The following is a 20,092-nucleotide window of genomic DNA, read 5'->3' on the forward strand; positions in this document are numbered from 1 at the left end:
CTGATTGTATTACTTGCGCTTGGCCGCGACTTGCGCGAGCAGCGCTTCGACTTCGGCACGCCGCCCTGAATCGGCCAGCTTGCGGCCAGGCCGCGCCGGCGCCTGCAGCGCCTTGCGCAGGCAGCGCTCGGCACCCGCCATGTCACCCTGACGGTACAGGAAGTCGCCCAGGAAGTAATTGGCGTCGATGCCGTCCGGGTTCAGCGCAATACCCTGCTGCAGGTTTTCGCGTGCCTTGTCCTTGTCGCCAAAGCCGATCGGCCAGCCCGGTACCTGATAATACAGGCTCCCGAGGCTCGTGTAGGCGGAACCGGCCAGCGCCTTCGGGTCGATCTGCAGCGCGGCTTCGAAGTCCTTCTTGGCCGTCTTGGCCAGGCCGAGCGCGCCCAGGCCACCCTTGGCGCCGGCATGGCTGGCCACGACGATGCCATGCCAGATCAGCACCCCGGCGTTGTCGGGATAGCGCGACAGCACGGTGTCCGCCTCGGCGCTCAGGGCCTCGAACGCGCGCTCCTGCCCCGCTGTGGGCGCCCCGTATTTGACTTGTTCCCAGCGCTGTTGCAGTGTGCTGACGGCGTCGTCGGCGGGTGCGGCCACGGCGACGTTGAAGGCCGCCATGCAGAACGCGGCGGTGGTGATGGTGCGAAACGACATTTTCATGATGACCTCGGTTGTGCGTGCCGGACAGGCGCCGGCATGTGTTTGCGGATGACGGGTAACTGGCCCCGGATGGCCCGGTCGGGCAAGGCGGGCAGCAGGTGGTTGACGAGCGCCAGCAGCGCTTCTTTCAACCCCGGCTTGTACTCCCATGCCGACCCTTCGATGAATTTGCATAACTGGCGCGCCACATCGGCCGGTTCGTCGAGCGCCACGCCCATCTCGGCGTTCATCGTCTCGACGGCCCCGGCGTTGATCGGCGTGCGGGTTGCGCGCGGGATGAAGTGCCGTACTGCGATGCCGGTATCGGCCAGCTCGCGCCGCAGCGCCTGGGTAAAGCCGCGCAGGCCCGACTTGCTGGCGCAGTAGCCGGCAAACCCGGGATAGCCCAGGTAGCCGAACAGCGAGCCCACGTTGATGACCTGCGCGCTCGGCGCCAGGCGCAGCTGCGGCAGCAGGCGCTGCGTGAGCAGCATCGGTGCGAGCAGGTTCACTTCCAGCAGGCTGCGCAGCGCTGCCGGCTCCTGGGTCTGGAACGCATGGAACGCGTTGATCCCAGCATTGTTGATCAGCAGATCGACGCCGCCGAGCTCACTCGCCGCCGCCGCGATGGCGTCAAGTGTCGCCTCCTGCGTCGCGTCGCCGACGACGACCCGCACCAGGTGCGGCCCGAGCCGTTCGCGCAGCGCCTCGAGCACCGCGCCATTGCGCCCGACCAGCACCATCGACGCGCAGTACGGCGCCAGGGCGATTGCCAGCGCCTGGCCAATGCCCCCGCTCGCGCCGGTCAGTACCAGCCGCCATGTCGTGTGCGCCATGCTAGACCCCGACCAGGCTGGTGGCGCGCTGCGGCAGGTTGCGGAAAATGTCGCCGTACAGGCGGTACATCATGCGCGCACCATGGATTACGGCCGCGCGGTCGGCTTCGTTCTGGAGCTGGTTCATCAGGTTCACGAAGAACGCCACATGTTCCAGGTCGAGACTGCCGTGCGAGGTCAGGTAGCTGAACGCGGCATCCGGCAGGTCGAGGCGCAGCTGGATGGTCTGCGCGGCCTGGGTGGCCAGCGCGGTGCTGGTCCCTTCCAGCACATGCACCATGCCAAAGAAGCCCACCGGATTGCCGCGGTCGATCCCGTGGTAGGCATATGCCACCATCAATTCGGTTGCCGGCGACGGCTGCGAACGGCGCGCCAGGTCCGGGTTGCCGCCACAGGCAGCGATATCGGACAGGATCCACTCTTCATGGCCGATCTCTTCTTCGACGTACTCGGCAATGGCCTGGCGCAACCAGGCTTGCTCGTTATTCAGCCGGCTGCCGCACGCCATCATGAGGGGGACAGTGTGTTTGACGTGGTGATACGCCTGCGTCAGGAACACCACGTACTGGTCAAGGTCGATATCGCCCATGAGTGCCTGCTGGATCAGCGGTGTGCCCAGCAGTTGCTGGCGCTGGGGTTCGGTTTGCTGGCACAGGATGTCGTAGAACTGCATACATTGCTCCTTCAGGACTGATAGATTTGTTCGATGTGCGCGGCGCAGCGCGTGCGCGCCGTGTCGCGCCGCAAGCGGCCGTTGGCGGTGACGGTGCCGTCGGCCTCGGAAAACGGTGTGGTACGGAACCAGGCGCCGATGCGCGCGTAGTCCGGCAGTTCCTGATTGACGCGGGCCACGGCGGCGTCGATCACGGCGTCCGGCGCATCCGCCTGCAGCGGCACGACCGCTGCAGCCAGGTAGGCGCGGGCATCGCCCACCACCATCACCTGGGCCAGGACGCCGGTGCCGAGCAACAGCGATTCGGGCCACTCCGGCGAGACGTTGCGCCCGTACGCGGTGACCAGCACATTGTTCTTGCGCCCGTCGATATGCAGGTAGCCGTCGGCGTCGAGATGGCCGATGTCGCCGGTGCCCAGCCAGGTTTCCTGACCTGGCGCGTGATCGGCTGGTGCCTGGCCCAGGTAGCCCGCCATGACGCCGCCACCGACTTCGATCTCGCCGTCCGGCGCAATGCGCACGCTGCGGTTGGGCAGCGGTTTGCCGGCACTGCCGATGCGCGCCTGCCCCGGCAGGTTCAGCGACACCACCGAGCCGCACTCCGAAAGGCCATAGCCTTCGTACACGGGGAATCCCATGGCCTGCGCCGCCTCGAGCAGCGCCTTGGGCGTCCTGGCCCCGCCGACCGCGATGAACTTGAGGCTGGCAAGACGCGGATCGTTCGGCCGCACGGCGCCGACCAGCGCCTGCAGCATCTGCGGCAACAGGATCACGCTTTCGGCGCGCGTGGCGGCGATGGCGGCAAGACAGATGCCCGGATCGAACGAGGCCGCGCCGCGCAGGCCGGTCATCGCCAGCGGCAGGCTGATATTGAGCGCGCCAGACAGCAAGGCCGTGTAGGTACCGGCAATATTTTCAAGCAGGACCGACAGCGGCAGCAGATTCAGATGGCGCCGGATGTTCAGGCCGGCCAGCGCGTCGGCCAGCACCTGGGCCAGCTCCCACTGCTGGCTGGAAGCCAGGCATACGCCCTTGGGCTGCGAGGTCGTGCCGGACGTGAACGTCACTTTCTGCACACCGGGTGGCACGCTGCCCGGCCGGCTGGCGCCGGCATACAGCGACAGGGCGCCGGGCGTGGCCACCTCCGTGGCGTAGCCCAGCGCCCCGGCCAGCGACGCGTCGACGCAGAACAGGCCATCGACCGCTGCCTGCGTCAGTGCGTGTTGCCACTGGGGCGGCGTGAAGAACGATGGCAGCGGCACCAGCGCCATGCCGGCTTCGTGCACGGCGAGGTCGATGGCAATCCATTCAGGACCGTTGTCGGCCAGGATCGCCAGCGCAGCGCCGGGACGGAACGTGGCGCGCAGCATCCGCGCCAGCGCCTCGACACGCTCGATGAGCACGCTGGCGCTCCAGGTGCCGTGCGCGCCTTCCAGCACGGCGCCGCTTGCGGGGAGATTAGCGCGCCAGTTGATCATGACCGAATCCAATATTGCCGAACATGACTTGCGGATGGGTCGCGTAATAGCTGCCCCATGCCCCCTGCGCCTGCCCCAGGCGGGCCGGATCGGCGTCCGCCAGCACCGACGGTGCCAGCCGCAACCGTGCGAACGAATTGAGCAGTGCCCGCGTGGCGGTGAACGTGACCCAGACCAGGCCCTGGCAATGCAGCTGGTGCGTCATGGCTACGATCAGCGCGCGCGCGGCGCCCGCATCGGTACTGGCCAGATTGCCCACTTCGACGATGCCCGTCCGTGCGACAGGACGGCCGGTGCGCGCGCCGATTTCGGTCTCGACCGGGCTATCCAGGTATTGTTCGAGAAACAACGCCCCCTCGCCGGCCAGCGTATAGCCCAGCGCCGCCACCCAGCGCCCGGCACTGTCGCGGCGCCCGGCAAGCGTATGGCAGAAATGCTGCAGGCTGGCACCGTAGACACGGGCGAACTCCGCGGCGATGAAGGCCTCGAGCGATGCGCGTTCCGGATGGCCCGGCGGCACGATTTCAAGAGCGCGCCCCGCCCCGGATGCGGCGGGTGGCATGGCGCTGGCGCGAGTCGCGCATGGCATGGTGGTCGACACTGGTCACTCCTTTTGTTGTTCCCATGACGAAACTTATGGGGGCAACATTAAGGCCAGATTAATCGACGAGTGTGGTGCTGATGCACGCGGGTCAGACGGCGCGCCACGCACGGGCGCCCGCGATGCGTGGGCCGTTAACGCTGCGCGAGCAGCCAGTCCAGGGCCTGCCCGACGGAGGGGTCGGCGTTGCCCAGCGGGTCGCTGGCCAGCCCGAGCACGGTCGCGGCAAAGCGGCGTTCGACGCCGGGCAGTACGAGCGACGGGTGCTGGCGGGCGGCCAGCAACGCTTGTGCATCGCGCACTTCGTGGACCCGCCGCGCCGCGTGGACCACGTGCGTACGCACCAGCATGTCGAGGTAATCACGCAGCGGCGTTTCGTCGATGTCGGCCAGCTGGGCATACAGCTGTTCGCGCATGCCCTGCTGCTCTGCGCTCATCAGCAACTCGACGGCCAGCGCTTCCATGCCCTTGGTGAAGACGCTGCGCAGCAGCTTGAGCGACATGGCGTCGCCTGCCACGCCGTTGGCAACGATACGAATCCGCGCGCCGCAGGGCGCAAGGACGCACTGCAATGCCTCGGCGCCTGCGCCCGCCAGCAGCAGCGGCGTGCGTGCGCCGCCAAGCGAGATCGCGCCCATGATCGCCGCGTCCACGTACCGGCTACCCTGCGCGGCCGCCGCATCGGCATTACTGCGTTTGACATCGGGCGTGGCAGTGCTGAAATCGGCGAACGCCGCCTCACGGTTCAGGAAAGGCAGCACCAGTGCCACGACACCCGCGGACTGGGTGCCAGGCACGCAGGACAGCACCCAGTCGGCCTGGCCCAGCCATGCGCCAGGCTCGGTGTGCAAGGGCAGCGCGAGCGACGACGCGCAGTCGACGGCGGCAGCCGATGGCCGCACATTGCACAGGCTGAGGGCAATGCCCGCAGCGTGCAGCGCCCTCGCGTAGCAACGCCCCACTTCCCCTAACCCGATGATGGCAATGTGCATTCGATGTCCTCTGTTGTGCGCAACGCCATTGTCCCATGTCCCGGGTTCGCGCCCGGCGACCGTACCAGCAGATGCGGTCCGATCTCGCTTACCGAGCGCACGCCCGTGAGCACCATCGTGGTCCGCAACTCCTTCTCGATGATCTGAAGCAGCCGCTCGACGCCGGCCTGGCCATGCGTGGCCAGCGCATACACGAAGGCGCGGCCCAGCAGCACGCCATCGGCGCCCAGCGCCAGCATGCGAAACACGTCGGTGCCGGTGCGCACGCCGCCATCGGCGAAGATCGTCATCTTGCCGCGCACCGAAGCGGCGATCTCCGGCAGCGCCTGCGCGCTCGACGGGGCACCATCGAGCTGGCGCCCGCCGTGGTTCGACACGACGATGCCGTCGGCACCAAACGCCAGCGCGGCGCGCGCATCGTCGGGGTCGAGGATGCCCTTGATGACGAGCCGGCCCTGCCACTCGTCGCGGATCCATTGCAGGTCTTGCCAGCCGATGCCGGGATCGAAGTTGGCACCCAGCCAGCCGATGTAGTCCGCCAGCCCGGTGCTGCTGCCCAGGTAGGCCGTGATGTTGCCCAGGTCGTGCGGCCGGCCGAACACGCCGACATCCCATGCCCAGCGTGGATGCGTCAGCGCCTGCAGCACGCGCCGCAGCGGGCCGTTCGCCCCGCTCATGCCGCTGTGCGCATCGCGGTAGCGCGCGCCTGGCACCGGCATGTCGACGGTGAACACGAGCGTGCGCGAGCCGAGTTCCCACGCGCGCCGCATCATGTCGCGCATGAAGCCGCGGTCCTTCAGCACGTACAGCTGGAACCAGACCGGCGTGGCCGCCTGCGCCGCCACTTCCGCCAGCGGGCACACCGACACGGTCGACCCGATGAACGGGATGGCGCAACGGCCGGCGGCGCGCACGGCCTGCACCTCCCCGCGCCGCGCATACATGCCGGTCAGGCCGACCGGCGCCAGCGCCATCGGCAGCGCGTAGTCGTCGCCGAACCAGCGCACGCCCAGGTCGAGATGCTCGCTGCCCCTGAGCACGCGCTGGCGCAGCCGGACAGCCTGCAGGTCGTCGACATTGCTGCGCAGGGTCTGCTCGGCGCCCGCGCCGCCATCGAGGTAGTGAAACAGGAACGGTGGCAAGCGGCGCTGCGCGGCGGCGCGAAAATCGAGGGAAGACGAGATGATCATGGCAGGGGCAGGAGCGGATCGAAGGGGCAGTCTACGTCGATGCGCGCGCTGCTGTCCATCGGCGGATATGCGTGGCGATCAGGGCTGCGCGCCGGAGAACGCCAGTTCGGCCACCGTTCCCACGCCCGGGCTAGAGGTGATCCTGAGCGTCCAGCCGAAGCGTTCACAGATGCGCCGTGTCAAAAACAGACCCAGCCCTTGCCCGCCCCCCTGCTTCGCCGAGTCGCGCAAGCTCTGCGTGTAGCGGCGGGCTGCCGCGACGGTATCGAATCCTTCGCCGCTGTCCTGGATGCGCAGCGTGGCGTCCACCAGCCGCACCCTGATCGCACCCTGCGGGCTGTTCTCGGCGGCGTTGCGCAGCAAATTGCCCACGACGATGCGCACGATCGCCTCGGGACAATCGACCGACAGCGGCTGCAACGTCTCGACCAGAAACGCCGCGCACTCGCCCTGCAGCAGGTGCTCGTGGTCGTCCACCAGGCTCGCTGCCAGCAGATCGACGCGGGTGCTGTCGCCCTGCGCGCCGGTATCGGCTTCGCGCGACAAAAACAGCAGCGCCGCCATGATCTGGCTGAGGTTATGGGTGGTCGATTCGATGCGATCGAGCGGCCGCCTGGCGGCTGGCGGCAGGTCGTGCAGCTTGAGCACATCCACGGCGCCAGCGATGACGGCAATGGGCGTGCGAAATTCATGGCTGGCCTGGTCGAGCAGGCTGCGTTCGCGCTCAATGAAGCGCTCGACGCGGTCAAGATGGCGATTGACGAGCAGCGCAATGTCGGTCAGTTCGCGCAGCGCGAAGTCAGGTGACAGGCGCTGCGATGGCTGCTCGGGGTCGAGTGCGTCCATCCGCTGCGCCAGCGTCAGGATCGGGCGACGCATGCTCCGGTACAGCCACAGGATGGCGCCAAGAATCATCAGCCCGCTCACGATCGCGATCAGCACACTGACCAGCGCCGACCTGTTCTGGTAATCCTCCAGCTCGGTGATATCGACAGCCATGACGATGCGGCCGTCGCGGCCACCATCCACCGGCGTGACGAGCACCGCGTAACTGATGTCGTTGTCGTAGGCATCCATCTGCTCTTCGTCGTAAAAGCCGGCGCCGAGCCGGGCGAAATACGGCGGCATATCGGCCGGCAGCACCGCGCCGCGCACATGCCAGCCGCGCACGAGGCCTTGCGACGGCAAGCGGCCGCCGGCGGGGGACGGCGCCCCGAGATACTGGTCGGTACTGGACTGCAGCAGTTCGCGCCAGATCGGGTGCACGATCAGTTGCTGCCCCAGGTTGCCCTGGATGGTCAGCCCGAGCGTGAGGATCACGCAGAACAACAGCGACAACGCCGTGATCTTGCTTTGCAGGCTGGGCGTGCGGTCCGCCTGCACCGCCTGGGCGCGAGCGTGCTCAATCATCGGCTGCGCCCAGGCGGTAGCCGCTGCCCGCGATGGTCTTGATCAGCTTGTGCACCGTGCCGCCGTCCACCGCCTTGCGCAGCATGTGCATGTGCGAGCGCAGGACGTCGTGATCGGGCACCCTGTCATTCCAGATCAGCGTTTCGAGCTCGTCGCGCCGCACCAGATTGGGCGACCTGCGCATCAGCAGTTCGAGCAGCAGCCGCCGGACCGGCGTCATGGAAACGGCCTTGCCGGCCCGCGTCACCACCAGCGTATCGAGGTTGAAGCACAGGTCGGCCACCTCCAGCACCCGCATCTCGGGCACGGCGCCGCGCGCGCGTTCGACGAGCACGCGCAGCCGGATCTCGAGCTCTGCCAGCGCGACCGGCTTGACGACGTAGTCATCAGCGCCGCTCATGAAGCCCCGGACCTTGTCTTCGATCCGGTCTTTCGATGTCACCAGGATCACCGGAATGCGCGACTGCAGGTCCCGCCGCAGTCGTTCGAGCATCGTCACCCCATCCATGCGCGGCATCATCCAGTCGAGGACGATCGCATCGTAACGGTTGATGGCGAGCAGGCCAAGCGCGGACTCGCCGTCGGGCGCCGCATCAGGATGATGGCCGCATGCTTCCAGGTAATCGTAGAAGTTGGCGGCAAGGCCCGCGTTGTCCTCGACGATCAGAATACTTAGTGCCTGCTGTGTGATCATGGTGGATACGTTGGCCAGATGGGTGGAGATGAGCGGAACAGTATCGCATCAGAAGCCGCGCGATACACCGAAGAAGGCCGATACCACACCGTCCGTGTCCTTCTCGATCAACGGGCTGTCCGCGAGCTTGCCCGGCAGTTTTTTATAGGCGATGTTGCCGATGAACGCCCAGCGCCCGGCAAACGGTCGCACGACATCCACGCCAATGCGCGGGATCGTGGCGCTGCCCGGCTTGTAATCGACGACGCCCCGCGCCGTTTCGGCGTCCAGCGTGCCGTAGTAATAGTTGGACAGTTTCTTCGACAGGTGCGACACGCCGATGTGCGGCGTAATCCGCGCGCCACCCCACTGGAACGGGTAGGCGTACCGGATCCCCGCTTCGTAGCCCTTGCTGGCGCCGGTGACGTCGCCTTTGACATCGAATTCGAGCTGACCGATCGCCCCGCGCCAGCTGCCCGCGAGGCCGACATCGAGGCCATTGTCGCGATCCTCGAGCAGTGCCCGGTCAATCCCCCGTTCGGCCAGTTCGGCCTGGCCGAAATCATCCCGCTCGACACCGTCCATGCGGGCAGCGACGATGGCGTCAAGCGTCACGCCGCCGCTGGTGTACAGGCGCGCACCGCCGCCAATGCCGCGCCAGAAAAAGCGCTCGCCCTGGAAGGTCACCAGCGGCACCGGCGTGACACGCGTGCCTTCGCCGGCATACACGTCGCTCGTCACTGCAGCGCCAAGGCCCAGGCCCCAGCGAGGTTGCTGCGGTTGCTGCGATTGCTGGGCACAGGCGTTGCCTGCGGCGGCGAACATCAATATCGGAAGAAGAAGACGATTCATGGAGTCCCTGATGTGTGTAAGTGAGTGAGTGTTTCACTGAGTGAGTCGGTTGGTTGGCATGGCAAGCGCCACACGCAGGCTCACTATGCCGCCACGCATGTCGTCAGGATGTCGTGCGGCGTCGACATCCTGACGACGGTGCACACGCCATAGTCGGGGCACGGTGGCCTGCGTGATGCGGCCACTGCCTGTCCACGTACAAGCAACTTGCAAGGAACAACTCATGACACATCATGCCGGAGCATGTGCAGCACCCCGCCCGCTCAGGGCCATACCCACCTGGACGCTGGTCCTGACGGCGATCCTGTCGTCTGGCGTTGCGCTGGTCTCTTACCGCTATCTTGGCGATGCGCAGGAGGTACCGTCGCAAATCGCCGAGAATGCGTTTTTCACGCCATGGCTCGCCGTGCACGCAGCCGGCGCCGCGACTGCGTTGCTGCTGGGACCGTTCCAGTTCTTTCCTGCACTGCGCATGCGCTATGGCCGCTGGCACCGCTGGGCTGGCCGGTTCTATGTGCTGGGATGTATGGTTGGCGCGCTGTCGGGCGGCCTGCTGGCGATCGGCGCGTCGACCGGCATCGTGACCACGGCCGGTTTCGGCACGCTGGCGGCGACCTGGCTCGTGACCACGACGCTGGCCTGGCGCTGCGCCGTGCGAGGCCGCATCGCGCAGCACAAACGATGGATGATCCGCTCATTCTCGCTGACGCTGGCCGCGGTCACGTTGCGCCTGTATCTGCCGCTTGCCGATGTGCTGGGGCTGCCCGAGGTGGGCAGCTACCAGGCAATCTCGTTCCTGTGCTGGGTGCCGAACCTGCTGTGCGCAGAACGGTATCTGCGCCGGTCGGCCTGAAGGCGCAGGCAGCGCCGATGCATGGGACGGTCAAGCTGGTGTTCGGGCGTCGTCGAGCGACTTGCCGGCGGCGATCCAGGCCTTGACCCAGGCCGGTTGGCGGCCACGACCGCTCCATTGCTGGGCAGGATCGTCGGGATTGGTGTAGCTGACGGCGTCCGCGCCCGGGGTCGCTGGCGCCTTGATCGCCAGCACCTGTTTCTCGGTCAGGCCGGCATTGCGGGCGATGTGGAGGATCTGTTCGCGCGCTTTGCTGATGCTGAGGTAATGATGGGTTTTGAGTGCCTCGTTGACCTCGGCTTCAAGTGCGCGAAGTTTGGCCAGCGAATATTTGGAGAGGTCTTGCATGGTTGCCTGGTGCTTTGTGGTGAATGAAAACAGCACCCTATCATGCCGGACCGCCTGTTGGCGACCCGATCGGATGCTGTTGGTCCATTCCTACTGCAGGCGAACCGCCACGTCGAACAGCCACGTCCGGCGAATTTCCACCACATCGTACTGGCGCGCCAGCGCCGGCGGGAACGGTCCATACGGCGCGTGACTGGCAATGATCTGGCGGATCGCCTCATCGACCGCGGGCACGCCGCTCGAAGTCACGAACGTCACCCGCTCCACCGAACCGTCGCTGCGCACGGCCACGGTCACGAGCGGCTGCCGGTGCGGCTGTTTGACGACATCGCGCACGGCGTCCAGGCTCATGTTCAGCTCGATCTTGCGGCCCATGGCTTCGGCATACGCCACGAGGTCGGCGTTAGCGTCGGCACGGCCCAGCAGCCAACCGCGCCGCTGCCCGCCGGCAGCGTCACGCTGCGCGGCTTCCTGGTTCAGCTGGCGGCCGATCGCGCGCAGGCGTTCTTCACGCTGCGCTTCCTGCGCGGTTTGCACGGGCACCGGTGGCGCTTGCGTTAACTGGGCAAGACGGGCGGCTTCCTGCCTGATCGCGTCCTGGCGGGATGCTTCCTGGCGGGATGCTTCCTGGCGAGCGGCTTCCTGGCGTGCCGCTTCCTGCCGTGCCGTTTCCTGTTGCGCCAGTCTGGTTTGCTCCTGCCGTGCCGCTTCGGCGCGCGCGGCGTCAAGCCGTGCCTGCTCCTGGCGCGCCGCTTCACGCCTGGCCTGTTCCTGGCGAGCGATTTCCGCACGGGCAGCCTCACGCTGGGCCGCCGCATTGCGGTTTGCTTCCTCGAGGCGCTGTGCATCAGCGCGTTCGGCGTCGCGTTGCGCCGCTTCGGCGCTGGCCAGCGCTTCGCGGGCGGCCTGCTCACGTGCCTGTGCCTGTGCCTGTGCCTGTGCCTGTGCCTGTGCCGTCAGCTCGGCAAGCCGCTGTTCTTCCGACGCAGCTGCTGCCGCTGCGCGCGCAGACTCGCGCTGGACAACCTGCTGGCGCACGCGTTCTTCCGCGATCGCCTTGTCCTGCTTGTCGTCATCGAGCGCGATGATGCGCGCGCCGGTCCCGTCGTCATTCTGCGGTGTCGGCGCTGGCGGGACCCTGGCAGTCGGTGTGGGTGCCGCCGGGGGCGCGGGCGCGTTCGGCTCTGGCGCGACGGGCCGCGTCGGCTCGCTCGTGGCCATCGGTGCTTGTGTTGCCACGGGTGGCATTGCTGCTGGTGCGGTGGCTGACACAGGCGAAGGAGCAGGTGCCGGGGCCGGGGCCGGGGCCGGTGCAGGCGCCAGCCGGACATTCAGTTCCGTCGCTGCCAGGCGCCGTTCTTCCCACGGCATGCGCAATCCTGGAAGTCCGAACACGTCGCCCTCGAGCGGAATGCTGAGCAGAAGCGCGTGGATCGCCACGGAGAGCAGCAATGCCAGGCGCATCCGCCAGGAAAAGGTGGGCGTGTCGGAAGGGGTTCTCACATTGTCAGGTCGGTCGCGGTCGGCGTGATGGTGGCAAGTTGCCAAGGGTGCAAGATCAGCGGCGATGCTATCACACCGCTGGCGCCGTCGCCATGCGCGCTGAGCGCGGCCGACCTGTGGCACTATCGCTGGAAACGCCACCGTGGTGCAACGCAGTCTCCCGGTATCGACTACCACCAGCAAAGGACCGCCGTCCATGCCACAGATTTCCCACCTCGTCGGCACCAGGACCTATCTGTTTGCCGATCTGCGCGACCTGCTCGCCAAGGCCACGCCCGCGCGCTCGGGCGACCACCTCGCCGGGATCGCCGCAGGCAGCGCCGAAGAGCGCGTCGCCGCGCAGATGGCGCTGGCCGACCTGCCCCTGACCACGTTTCTGAATGATGCCGTCGTGCCGTACGAGACCGATGAAGTCACGCGCCTGATCATCGACAGCCACGACGCCGCAGCGTTCGCGCCGATCCGTCACCTGACCGTGGGCAGTTTGCGCGAGTGGCTGCTGGGCGACGCGGTCGACGGCGTGACGCTGGCGCGCGTCGCCCCTGGCATCACGCCCGAGATGGCGGCGGCGGTATCGAAGATCATGCGCATCCAGGACCTCCTGCTGGTGGCGCGCAAGTGCCGCGTGGTCACGCGCTTTCGCAACACAATCGGCCTGGCCGGCACGCTGTCGACGCGCCTGCAGCCGAACCATCCGCTGGACGACCTGTCCGGCATCGCGGCCAGCCTGTTCGACGGCCTGATGTACGGCAGCGGCGATGCGGTCATCGGCATCAATCCGGCTACGGACAATGTCGGGCAGGTGGTCAAGCTCGTCACGATGCTGGACGATATCATCAGCCGCTACGAGATTCCCACCCAGTCCTGCGTGCTGACGCACGTGACCAATACCATCGAGGCAATCGGGCGCGGCGCGCCGGTCGACCTGGTATTCCAGTCGATCGCAGGCACACAGGCCGCCAATGCCAGCTTCGGCATCGACCTGGCACTGCTCGACGAAGCCCGCGCCGCGGCCCTGTCCCTGGGCCGCGGCACGGTCGGCAACAATGTCATGTATTTCGAGACCGGCCAGGGCAGCGCGCTGTCGGCCAATGCCAACCACGGCGTCGACCAGCAAACCTGCGAGGCGCGCGCGTATGCGGTGGCGCGCGCCTTCGAGCCGTTGCTGGTCAACACCGTGGTGGGCTTCATGGGACCGGAATACCTGTACGACGGCAAGCAGATCATCCGCGCCGGCCTGGAAGACCACTTCTGCGCCAAGCTGCTCGGCCTGCCGATGGGCTGCGATGTCTGCTATACCAACCACGCCGAAGCCGACCAGGACGACATGGACGTGCTGCTGACGATGCTGGGCGCGGCCGGCTGCACGTTCGTGATGGGCATTCCCGGCGGGGACGACATCATGCTCAATTATCAGACGACGTCGTTCCACGACGCGCTGTATGCGCGCCGCGCGCTCGGCCTGCAGCCAGCGCTCGAATTCGATGCGTGGTTGCGCGCAATGGGTATTTTCAAGGGCGCGGGCCAGGCCGAGCTGGGGCGGACCGTGCCTCCGGCATTCCAGCGCGCGCTGCTGCAGTCATCCTGAGGTTGCCATCATGGCCGATTCGACCGACCACCCCATTGCCGACGCCGCACCCTGGCAGCGCTTGCGCCAGTTCACCGACGCGCGTATCGCGCTGGGCGCGGCCGGCATCAGCCAGCCGACCGGTGCCCAGCTTGACTTTCAGCTCGCGCATGCGCAGGCGCGCGACGCCGTGCACCTGCCGCTCGACACGGATGTGCTCATGCCGGCGCTACAGGCAGCGTGGCCGCATGCCTGCCCGCCCCTCTTGCTGCACAGCGCGGCTGCGAATCGCAACGTCTATCTGCAGCGACCGGATCTGGGCCGGCGGCTCGACCCGGCATCGCGCGCAGTCCTGGCCGATATCGACGATGACAAACGCCGCTGCGACCTGGCCATCGTCGTGGCCGATGGCCTGTCATCCCATGCCATTGCGCAGAATGCCGCACCCTTTCTGGCAGCGCTGCGTCTGGAGCTGGCCGCCGAAACGTGGACGCTGGCCCCGGTCACGATCGTCCAGCAAGGCCGCGTGGCGGTGGGCGATGAAGTCGGTGAATTGCTGCAAGCGAAAATCGTCGTGGTGCTGATCGGCGAACGGCCAGGTCTGAGCGCGCCCGACAGCATGGGCATCTATCTGACCTGGGCGCCACGCGTCGGGCTGACCGACGAGCGTCGCAACTGCATCTCGAACGTCAGACCGGCGGGGTTGGGTTATGCCCAGGCTGCAGCCAGGCTGCATTATCTGCTCGGGCAGGCGCAACTGCGGCAGTTGAGCGGTGTTGCATTGAAGGATGAGACGACGCAGGATGACGCGCTGCCGGGCGGCGGCGGGCCGCCGTTCCTGCTGTAGGCAGTGAAGCAAACCACTTCACGACGCGCCTGCGGCGCAGGCGCACACTACGCTCAAGTCGACGCTGGCACTTGTCTGTGCATCGGTGTTGAACAACAAGGCAAGTCAATGCATACCGGCCGATTTTTTCAGAAAGCGTGTCGCATCCCGGCGTTGAATGCACGATCTCCGGAGCCTGTCTCGCCATTACTGCCGACCGTATAGCCAGCGCCATTTTCGTTCACGACAGCACCGTACGATGTGTAGAGGGTGCTCCGCTTCGATAGTGCGTACACATAAGCGACACCCCAGGCACGCGCGTCCTGATCGACATTTGTCCTGTCGTCCTTGCGCATGACGGAGGCGATGACAATCCCTCCGGGCACGGGCGCTGACAAACCGAGCAACATGGCATTGCTGTTCGTTGACGGCGTTGGCCGGACACCGCCAAATGGATTATTAGGGTTCTGTATCGGGGCGCTGTTGAAGCCTTTGTCCCTGCCATAGGCAGCGTGCAACTTCAAAACCGTGAAATTGTAATTGGCCGCGATCAGGTGGTTGGTGCTGTCGCCTCTCGAGATCGGGGCGATACCCGGTGAACCAACAACGTCCGTATTCTTGCTGTTGTATGCATAGCGTACAGCGAGTTTTCCGCTTGCGTACCCGATGGACGCGCCCATCTGTCGTCCGATCTTGCTGCTGCTGGCCTGTTCACCAAAACTGTAAGCCAGCTCTGCAGTAAACCCTTGTATGACCGGCGCCGTGTATTGAATTGTGTTACTGGTTCGTACATTCGTCCCCGAATCAGGAAACAGGTTTTTGGACGTGCCGGCATAACCAGTCACGAACGGATCGGCGACCTGGCCCAGGGTTTGGTGCCAGGGCGTGTACTGGCGGCCAATCGACACCGCACCGGCACGTGTTTTCAAACCGACAAAGGCCTGACGATTGAACAGCGTTCCGGCAGCATCGACTTCTCCGTTATCGATGCGGTAGCCATTCTCCAGCGTGAAAAAGGCGGACATTCCGTCACCGAGCTCTTCGTTGCCGCGAAAGCCGATGCGCGATGCGGAAACGCCGCCGTTCGTGATTTTGTTCACGTTGCCGCCGACACCACCGCGCTCATGGACGATAGCGGCGTCGGCAATGCCGTAGATCGTCACGCTGGATTGGGCGAAGGCCGCATTCGTACCGAGGGCAAAGCTCAGTACTGACACCAGTTTCTTGTTCATGTCATTCTTTTCAGTTAAATGAAGCGATTACCGGAGCAAGCTGCCCTCAGCCAGGCCGGGGACACGCATTGCCGCCCCCTCATGGTGATCAAAGCAGGGTTTCTTCCTTACCGATCACGCCTGCCATGCGCAGTGCGTCATCGAGCCAAGGCGACACCAGCAGACCTTCTTCGATTTCTTTCAGGCGCTGGGCTTCCGCCTTGAGCTTCTGGTGCGCCGCCTGCAGAACGGCCGGCACGTCGGCACGAGGAATCACCACCACGCCATCGCAGTCGGCGACCACCAGGTCACCTGGATGCACCGCCACATCGCCGATTGCAACGGTCGTGCCCACGCGTCCGTCGAGGCCTTTCGTGGGGCCGGCCGGATTGCGACCTGCCGCGAAGATCGGGAGTGGTCCCTTTCCCAGCGTGTCGGTATCACGAATGGCACCGTCCATGACGAAGCCGCCGATGCCGGCCGCGACGGCCTGTGTCGCCATCAATTCGCCAGCGAGGGCGCTTGACTCGTAGCCTTTACCATCGACGACGATGATGTCGCCAGGCCTGGCCAACGCCAGCGCAACGTGAAACAACAGGTTGTCGCCCGGTCGTACTTCGACCGGAAAAGCAGGGCCGGCCAGCTTCATTGTTGGGGACAGCCCCTGGATGCGTGCGTGAAGGGCGCCGCGGCGTCCTGCAACGTCACACAGCACAGCTGACTGGAACTGACGTGCCTCATCGACAAGATTGGAGGAAACACGCTCGAACTGGGCGACTTTGTCGAATTTCGTAGTTTTCATTGGGGACCTTTGATGATTATTTGTTATTGAGAACATGGGGCGGCGTTTCGCCGGACAGGACTGCAAGCACTGCGCGTGCAGCACCGAATCCCATTCGCTGAAGTGCTTCACGGCTGCTGCCGGCCACATGAGGAGAGCCGACAAAATTGTCCAGACCAAGCAAGGGATGGTCTGCCGGCGGGGGCTCGCTTTCAAACACGTCGCTCCCTGCCCCAGCAATACGGCCATCGAGCAATGCGGCATGCAACGCCAGTTCATCGACGATGCCGCCGCGCGCGGCATTGATCAGAATTGCAGTCGGCTTCATCATGGCCAGTTCGGCAGCGCCGATGAGATGTCGTGTGCTGTCGATGAGCGGCACATGGAGACTGATGACGTCAGCGTCGGTGAGCACGCTCGACACGTCATGTACCTGGCGGGCGCCGCACTGTTCAAATGAAGATGCTGGTGCATACGGATCGTAGGCAATCACCTCGGCGGAAAACGCCTTGCGGAAGAGGCTTGCCGTACGCGAGCCGATATCCCCGAGACCAATTAGGCCAAGGGTCTTTCCTCCAAGTTCGATACCGTCCTGCACTTGTCCAGGCACGCCTGTTCGCAGGCGCCGATCTGACAGCGAAACCCGGCGCGCAGTGGCCAGGGCAAGGGTCAGCACATACTCGGCAACCGCGTCCGCATTCGCACCAGGCGTGTTGGTCACGGTGATTCCCTTGCTTGTCGCGGCAGGGATATCGATGTTGTCGACGCCACTACCGTGCTTGGCGATAATCTTCAGACGTTGCGCTGTTGCGATATCTGCTTCGCGCATCTGGAATGTCCTGACAATCATCGCAGTTGCCTCGGTCCGCCAATCCCGTTCACGCGACATCGGGAAATCGACGACTTCGTAATGGGCGCGCAGAAAATCAACCGCCTCTTGCGCAATGCGGTCCATGATAAAGATTGCCATTTTTTGCCTTAAGGAGCTGAGGAAGATTTGGTAGTTCCTGACAGCGCATCCGTGTCGGTAGCGGTGTCTGAATTGCGTTTGCGAGCTCGAGGTTCGATCATCGAGACCACCAGCAAGAACGTCAGTAGTGAGGTTGCTGCAAGCAGGCCGAATACCCAGGTCCAGCTGAACTTGTCGAGCAACACCCCGACCACGAAGGGTGTGAATGCCCCACCGAGAGATCCGGCCGTATTGACGATCGACGCTGTGAACGGGACGCGCTCTTTCGTGGCGATGGCCATCGGGTAGACGAGGAACGTCGAATAGCCCAGGTTCAGCAACACGCCAACGCAAAAGAACATCGCAGACAATGCGAGCGGAGCGGCCGGGGCATGAATCAGAGCAAACATCGACAGCACCGTTGCAGCTGAAGTTATCAGCATGACGGGTTTGCGACGGCGGGCGAATACACGATCTGACAGCCAGCCGCCCAGAATATTGCCGACAATGGCACCCACCCAAGGAGCCGACGCAACCAGCCCCATTTTCATGATCGAGTAGTGTTTGACCGAAACCAGGTAGGTCGGAATCCAGGTCATGATCGTGTAGGTAATGCCAACCATGAAGAAGTATCCCAGTGCGCACGCCCAGACATTCCACGATCGCAGGACTTCCTTGTTGGTATCGAGAAGATCCACATCGCGGGTACGAATCAGCCCATCGATCCAATCGGGCGAGCTGGCGACCTGTTTGGGCTGCACAGCGCTGTCGCCTGCATCCTGACGTGGTGAATCCTTGATATAGGCGACCTCCGCCGGCGAACACCTTTTTGATTCGGAAGGATCATCGCGCACCAGGAAATACCACAGTGCTGCGCACACGAATCCCGGTATGCCGAAAATGAAAAACACCTCGCGCCAACCGAAATGCAGCATCAGGAATGCGCACAGCGGCGGGACGAATGCAGGCGCAAATTTGATGGACGACATGAATACGCCAGTCGCAAGCCCCTTTTCCTGCGGAGGAAACCAACGGTTGATCGTCGACACGATACCGATATTGATCGGACCTTCAGCAGCCCCCAGCACGAAGCGCGCGAGCTTGAGTTGCAATGTGGTCGCGGCCAGACCGGTTACCAGCGTCGCCAGTGACGTCAGCACCATCGAGCCAACGAGCAGCTTGCGCACGCCAAACTTCTGAAACAGGTAACCAGCCGGAATCTGGATGATGGCGTAGCTGATATAGAAAAGGCTTGCCAGCGCGCCAACGTCGGTATTGGAGAGGTTAAAATCCTGGCGAATGACGGGAATAAGCACGCCAATATTGGCGCGGTCCGCTCCGGCAATCATGTAGGTCACGTAGATCATCAGCAAGACGATCCAGCGATAGCGCGTGCGCTTACCCGAAGAATTCTCCAAGGTGTGTCTCCATATTCGTTATTGTTGTCGGTCTGCAGATCGGGCTGCAGCCTTTCAACCATGGTAGATCACGACCCCAGCATGAAAAAAGAGAATTATTTCGATCGGCTGCTATTCGTTTTTTTCGCGGTAATATTTGATCGGTGTTGTCGAAGGCGGCTAGGTTTTCGTAAGGAATAAAAAGTTATTTAACAGCAATTCCACGCATCATTGGCCCCATGACAGCGCTTGCGCTATGACTCGCAAGCGCTGCAGCCCTAGAACCCGTACGTCAGCGAGTAATCCACTTCTTCCAGGGCAAGTTGCGCCAGGGTTGGACCAAGTGTGCGCGTGTCGTCTGCCCGCCAGCGGAAGCAATATTCAATTGCAGGCAACGCAGGATTACTCTGAAAGGCGCTCAGCTTTCCTTGCTGAACCATAGGCTCGAGAAACCGGCGCGGTAAAAAACTGATGCCTACGTCCGCGACGGTGAGTCCGACGATAGCACTCAGACTATTGCAGGCGAGGACACGCCGCACGGTGACATTGTGTTGTGATGACCACTGATGAAAAGATTCGGTCAGCCTCGACTCGCTCGTCATGACGATAATTGGATGTTGCTCGATCTCCTCGATCGTTAGCTCGTCCTTTGCTGCGATGCGCCGCGGCGATGCCATCCAGGCAAAATCGAGCGTTGCCAGTGCGACCGTCGACAACATCGTGTTACCCGAACTGGTCTTTGGCAAGATGGCGAAATCGATCTCGCCGCGCATCAGCTTTTTTTCCAGCGCCGATCCAAGATCGACGTAGGGTTCGAGCAGCAGTTGCGGATGCAGTTCATTGATCCTCGACACAAATTTCGGGAACCATGTCAGCGCAGTCAACTCGCTGATCCCAAAACGGCAGGTACCACGCAGGGGTTGTGGACCGCCATGAAGCGATTTGATGTCCGCTTCCATGACAAGCATTTGCTGGGCCTTCTCCAGCACAAGCTGTCCATGCTCTGTGAGTATCGTCCGATTGGCAGACCGGGCGAAGAGCGATACGCCCAGTGAAGACTCCAGTTCCGCGACGCGTTTGGAAAGTGTCGACTGCGTCACGTTGAGACGACCCGAGGCGGCGGAAAAACTACTGAGAGTAGCCGCCCAGTAAAACGCTTCTAGCTGTTTGAGTGTCATGGAATGGCGTGTTCGGGCAAGTCGGTGGGGTCCAATTCATCGGCAGTGAATCAACGTTGCTCGACGTTTTTTCGTGCGCACATCGTTGGTGACCGGGATGAGGCCAGCCTATCATAACGATCGTACACCACGAAA

The 20,092-nt window shown here is 64.3% G+C and carries 20 protein-coding genes; 3 read left to right on the forward strand and 17 right to left on the reverse strand.

Annotated elements, in window-relative coordinates:
* Positions 1–9: 9 nt before the first annotated feature.
* The 10 genes from AC56LN_RS13165 to AC56LN_RS13210 all read right to left on the reverse strand — a co-directional run bounded on the left by AC56LN_RS13165 (position 10) and on the right by AC56LN_RS13210 (position 9,344).
* Positions 10–660 (reverse strand): tetratricopeptide repeat protein, encoded by a 651-nt coding sequence (locus tag AC56LN_RS13165; protein ID WP_499572309.1) that lies wholly within the window; start codon positions 658–660, stop codon positions 10–12.
* A complete protein-coding gene (locus AC56LN_RS13170) occupies positions 657–1,475 on the reverse strand; it encodes an SDR family oxidoreductase (protein ID WP_499572311.1) in 819 nt (272 codons plus the stop codon). Before AC56LN_RS13170 ends, AC56LN_RS13165 begins: the two co-directional genes overlap by 4 nt.
* A 1-nt stretch (position 1,476) precedes the next feature.
* Positions 1,477–2,148 carry an iron-containing redox enzyme family protein gene (locus tag AC56LN_RS13175; protein WP_499572313.1) on the reverse strand — a complete coding sequence of 224 codons (672 nt, stop codon included), beginning with the start codon at positions 2,146–2,148 and terminating at the stop codon, positions 1,477–1,479.
* Positions 2,149–2,159: 11 nt separating this feature from the next.
* Positions 2,160–3,626, reverse strand: a complete 1,467-nt coding sequence (locus AC56LN_RS13180) for an AMP-binding protein (RefSeq protein ID WP_499572315.1) — start codon at positions 3,624–3,626, stop codon at positions 2,160–2,162.
* Positions 3,607–4,227: a thermostable hemolysin gene (locus tag AC56LN_RS13185; RefSeq protein ID WP_499572316.1), complete on the reverse strand. Its 621-nt coding sequence runs from the start codon at positions 4,225–4,227 to the stop codon at positions 3,607–3,609. Before AC56LN_RS13185 ends, AC56LN_RS13180 begins: the two co-directional genes overlap by 20 nt.
* A 134-nt stretch (positions 4,228–4,361) precedes the next feature.
* Positions 4,362–5,219, reverse strand: coding sequence for an NAD(P)-binding domain-containing protein (locus tag AC56LN_RS13190; protein ID WP_499572317.1), 858 nt, complete (start codon positions 5,217–5,219; stop codon positions 4,362–4,364).
* The gene (lldD, locus tag AC56LN_RS13195; protein WP_499572319.1) at positions 5,195–6,409 is read right to left on the reverse strand and encodes an FMN-dependent L-lactate dehydrogenase LldD; all 1,215 of its coding nucleotides are present in this window, start codon (positions 6,407–6,409) and stop codon (positions 5,195–5,197) included. Before lldD ends, AC56LN_RS13190 begins: the two co-directional genes overlap by 25 nt.
* Before the next feature lie 78 nt (positions 6,410–6,487).
* Positions 6,488–7,819, reverse strand: coding sequence for a sensor histidine kinase (locus AC56LN_RS13200; protein WP_499572321.1), 1,332 nt, complete (start codon positions 7,817–7,819; stop codon positions 6,488–6,490).
* A complete protein-coding gene (locus AC56LN_RS13205; RefSeq protein WP_499572323.1) occupies positions 7,812–8,513 on the reverse strand; it encodes a response regulator transcription factor in 702 nt (233 codons plus the stop codon). Before AC56LN_RS13205 ends, AC56LN_RS13200 begins: the two co-directional genes overlap by 8 nt.
* A gap of 48 nt (positions 8,514–8,561) precedes the next feature.
* Positions 8,562–9,344, reverse strand: a complete 783-nt coding sequence (locus tag AC56LN_RS13210; protein ID WP_499572325.1) for a MipA/OmpV family protein — start codon at positions 9,342–9,344, stop codon at positions 8,562–8,564.
* Between the two features lie 223 nt (positions 9,345–9,567).
* Here AC56LN_RS13210 and AC56LN_RS13215 point away from each other — a divergent pair, with 223 nt between their 5' ends.
* Positions 9,568–10,197: a DUF2306 domain-containing protein gene (locus AC56LN_RS13215; RefSeq protein ID WP_499572326.1), complete on the forward strand. Its 630-nt coding sequence runs from the start codon at positions 9,568–9,570 to the stop codon at positions 10,195–10,197.
* A 30-nt stretch (positions 10,198–10,227) separates the two neighbouring features.
* On the opposite strand, the gene AC56LN_RS13220 is transcribed toward AC56LN_RS13215, so the two are convergent.
* Entirely contained in the window at positions 10,228–10,545 is a 318-nt protein-coding gene (locus tag AC56LN_RS13220; RefSeq protein ID WP_499572328.1) for an H-NS histone family protein, read from the reverse strand.
* A 90-nt stretch (positions 10,546–10,635) separates the two neighbouring features.
* On the reverse strand, positions 10,636–12,048 hold the full coding sequence (locus AC56LN_RS13225; protein ID WP_499572329.1) for a TonB C-terminal domain-containing protein: 1,413 nt from the start codon (positions 12,046–12,048) through the stop codon (positions 10,636–10,638).
* A gap of 196 nt (positions 12,049–12,244) precedes the next feature.
* Here AC56LN_RS13225 and AC56LN_RS13230 point away from each other — a divergent pair, with 196 nt between their 5' ends.
* Positions 12,245–13,636, forward strand: coding sequence for an ethanolamine ammonia-lyase subunit EutB (locus AC56LN_RS13230; protein WP_499572331.1), 1,392 nt, complete (start codon positions 12,245–12,247; stop codon positions 13,634–13,636).
* A 10-nt stretch (positions 13,637–13,646) separates the two neighbouring features.
* On the forward strand, positions 13,647–14,462 hold the full coding sequence (eutC, locus tag AC56LN_RS13235) for an ethanolamine ammonia-lyase subunit EutC (RefSeq protein WP_499572333.1): 816 nt from the start codon (positions 13,647–13,649) through the stop codon (positions 14,460–14,462).
* Between the two features lie 128 nt (positions 14,463–14,590).
* Here the strand turns inward: eutC and AC56LN_RS13240 are convergent, their stop codons facing one another.
* From AC56LN_RS13240 to AC56LN_RS13260, 5 genes are all read right to left on the reverse strand, one after another.
* Positions 14,591–15,673, reverse strand: coding sequence for a porin (locus tag AC56LN_RS13240; RefSeq protein ID WP_499572334.1), 1,083 nt, complete (start codon positions 15,671–15,673; stop codon positions 14,591–14,593).
* An 88-nt stretch (positions 15,674–15,761) separates the two neighbouring features.
* A complete protein-coding gene (locus tag AC56LN_RS13245) occupies positions 15,762–16,454 on the reverse strand; it encodes an RraA family protein (RefSeq protein WP_499572336.1) in 693 nt (230 codons plus the stop codon).
* A gap of 16 nt (positions 16,455–16,470) precedes the next feature.
* Entirely contained in the window at positions 16,471–17,403 is a 933-nt protein-coding gene (locus AC56LN_RS13250; RefSeq protein ID WP_499572338.1) for a hydroxyacid dehydrogenase, read from the reverse strand.
* An 8-nt stretch (positions 17,404–17,411) separates the two neighbouring features.
* The gene (locus AC56LN_RS13255; protein ID WP_499572340.1) at positions 17,412–18,800 is read right to left on the reverse strand and encodes an MFS transporter; all 1,389 of its coding nucleotides are present in this window, start codon (positions 18,798–18,800) and stop codon (positions 17,412–17,414) included.
* A 257-nt stretch (positions 18,801–19,057) separates the two neighbouring features.
* Complete coding sequence (locus AC56LN_RS13260; RefSeq protein WP_499572342.1) at positions 19,058–19,957, reverse strand: LysR family transcriptional regulator; 900 nt, start codon at positions 19,955–19,957, stop codon at positions 19,058–19,060.
* Positions 19,958–20,092 lie beyond the last annotated feature (135 nt).

This window comes from Telluria sp. ZT3P26 (genome assembly GCF_059686035.1).

Coding starts and splice junctions, on each gene's coding strand:
- AC56LN_RS13165 (WP_499572309.1), bottom strand. CDS start 660: ATGAAAATGTCGTTTCGCACCATCACCACCGCCGCGTTCTGCATGGCG.
- AC56LN_RS13170 (WP_499572311.1), bottom strand. CDS start 1,475: ATGGCGCACACGACATGGCGGCTGGTACTGACCGGCGCGAGCGGGGGC.
- AC56LN_RS13175 (WP_499572313.1), bottom strand. CDS start 2,148: ATGCAGTTCTACGACATCCTGTGCCAGCAAACCGAACCCCAGCGCCAG.
- AC56LN_RS13180 (WP_499572315.1), bottom strand. CDS start 3,626: ATGATCAACTGGCGCGCTAATCTCCCCGCAAGCGGCGCCGTGCTGGAA.
- AC56LN_RS13190 (WP_499572317.1), bottom strand. CDS start 5,219: ATGCACATTGCCATCATCGGGTTAGGGGAAGTGGGGCGTTGCTACGCG.
- lldD (WP_499572319.1), bottom strand. CDS start 6,409: ATGATCATCTCGTCTTCCCTCGATTTTCGCGCCGCCGCGCAGCGCCGC.
- AC56LN_RS13200 (WP_499572321.1), bottom strand. CDS start 7,819: ATGATTGAGCACGCTCGCGCCCAGGCGGTGCAGGCGGACCGCACGCCC.
- AC56LN_RS13205 (WP_499572323.1), bottom strand. CDS start 8,513: ATGATCACACAGCAGGCACTAAGTATTCTGATCGTCGAGGACAACGCG.
- AC56LN_RS13210 (WP_499572325.1), bottom strand. CDS start 9,344: ATGAATCGTCTTCTTCTTCCGATATTGATGTTCGCCGCCGCAGGCAAC.
- AC56LN_RS13215 (WP_499572326.1), top strand. CDS start 9,568: ATGACACATCATGCCGGAGCATGTGCAGCACCCCGCCCGCTCAGGGCC.
- AC56LN_RS13220 (WP_499572328.1), bottom strand. CDS start 10,545: ATGCAAGACCTCTCCAAATATTCGCTGGCCAAACTTCGCGCACTTGAA.
- AC56LN_RS13230 (WP_499572331.1), top strand. CDS start 12,245: ATGCCACAGATTTCCCACCTCGTCGGCACCAGGACCTATCTGTTTGCC.
- eutC (WP_499572333.1), top strand. CDS start 13,647: ATGGCCGATTCGACCGACCACCCCATTGCCGACGCCGCACCCTGGCAG.
- AC56LN_RS13240 (WP_499572334.1), bottom strand. CDS start 15,673: ATGAACAAGAAACTGGTGTCAGTACTGAGCTTTGCCCTCGGTACGAAT.
- AC56LN_RS13245 (WP_499572336.1), bottom strand. CDS start 16,454: ATGAAAACTACGAAATTCGACAAAGTCGCCCAGTTCGAGCGTGTTTCC.
- AC56LN_RS13250 (WP_499572338.1), bottom strand. CDS start 17,403: ATGGCAATCTTTATCATGGACCGCATTGCGCAAGAGGCGGTTGATTTT.
- AC56LN_RS13260 (WP_499572342.1), bottom strand. CDS start 19,957: ATGACACTCAAACAGCTAGAAGCGTTTTACTGGGCGGCTACTCTCAGT.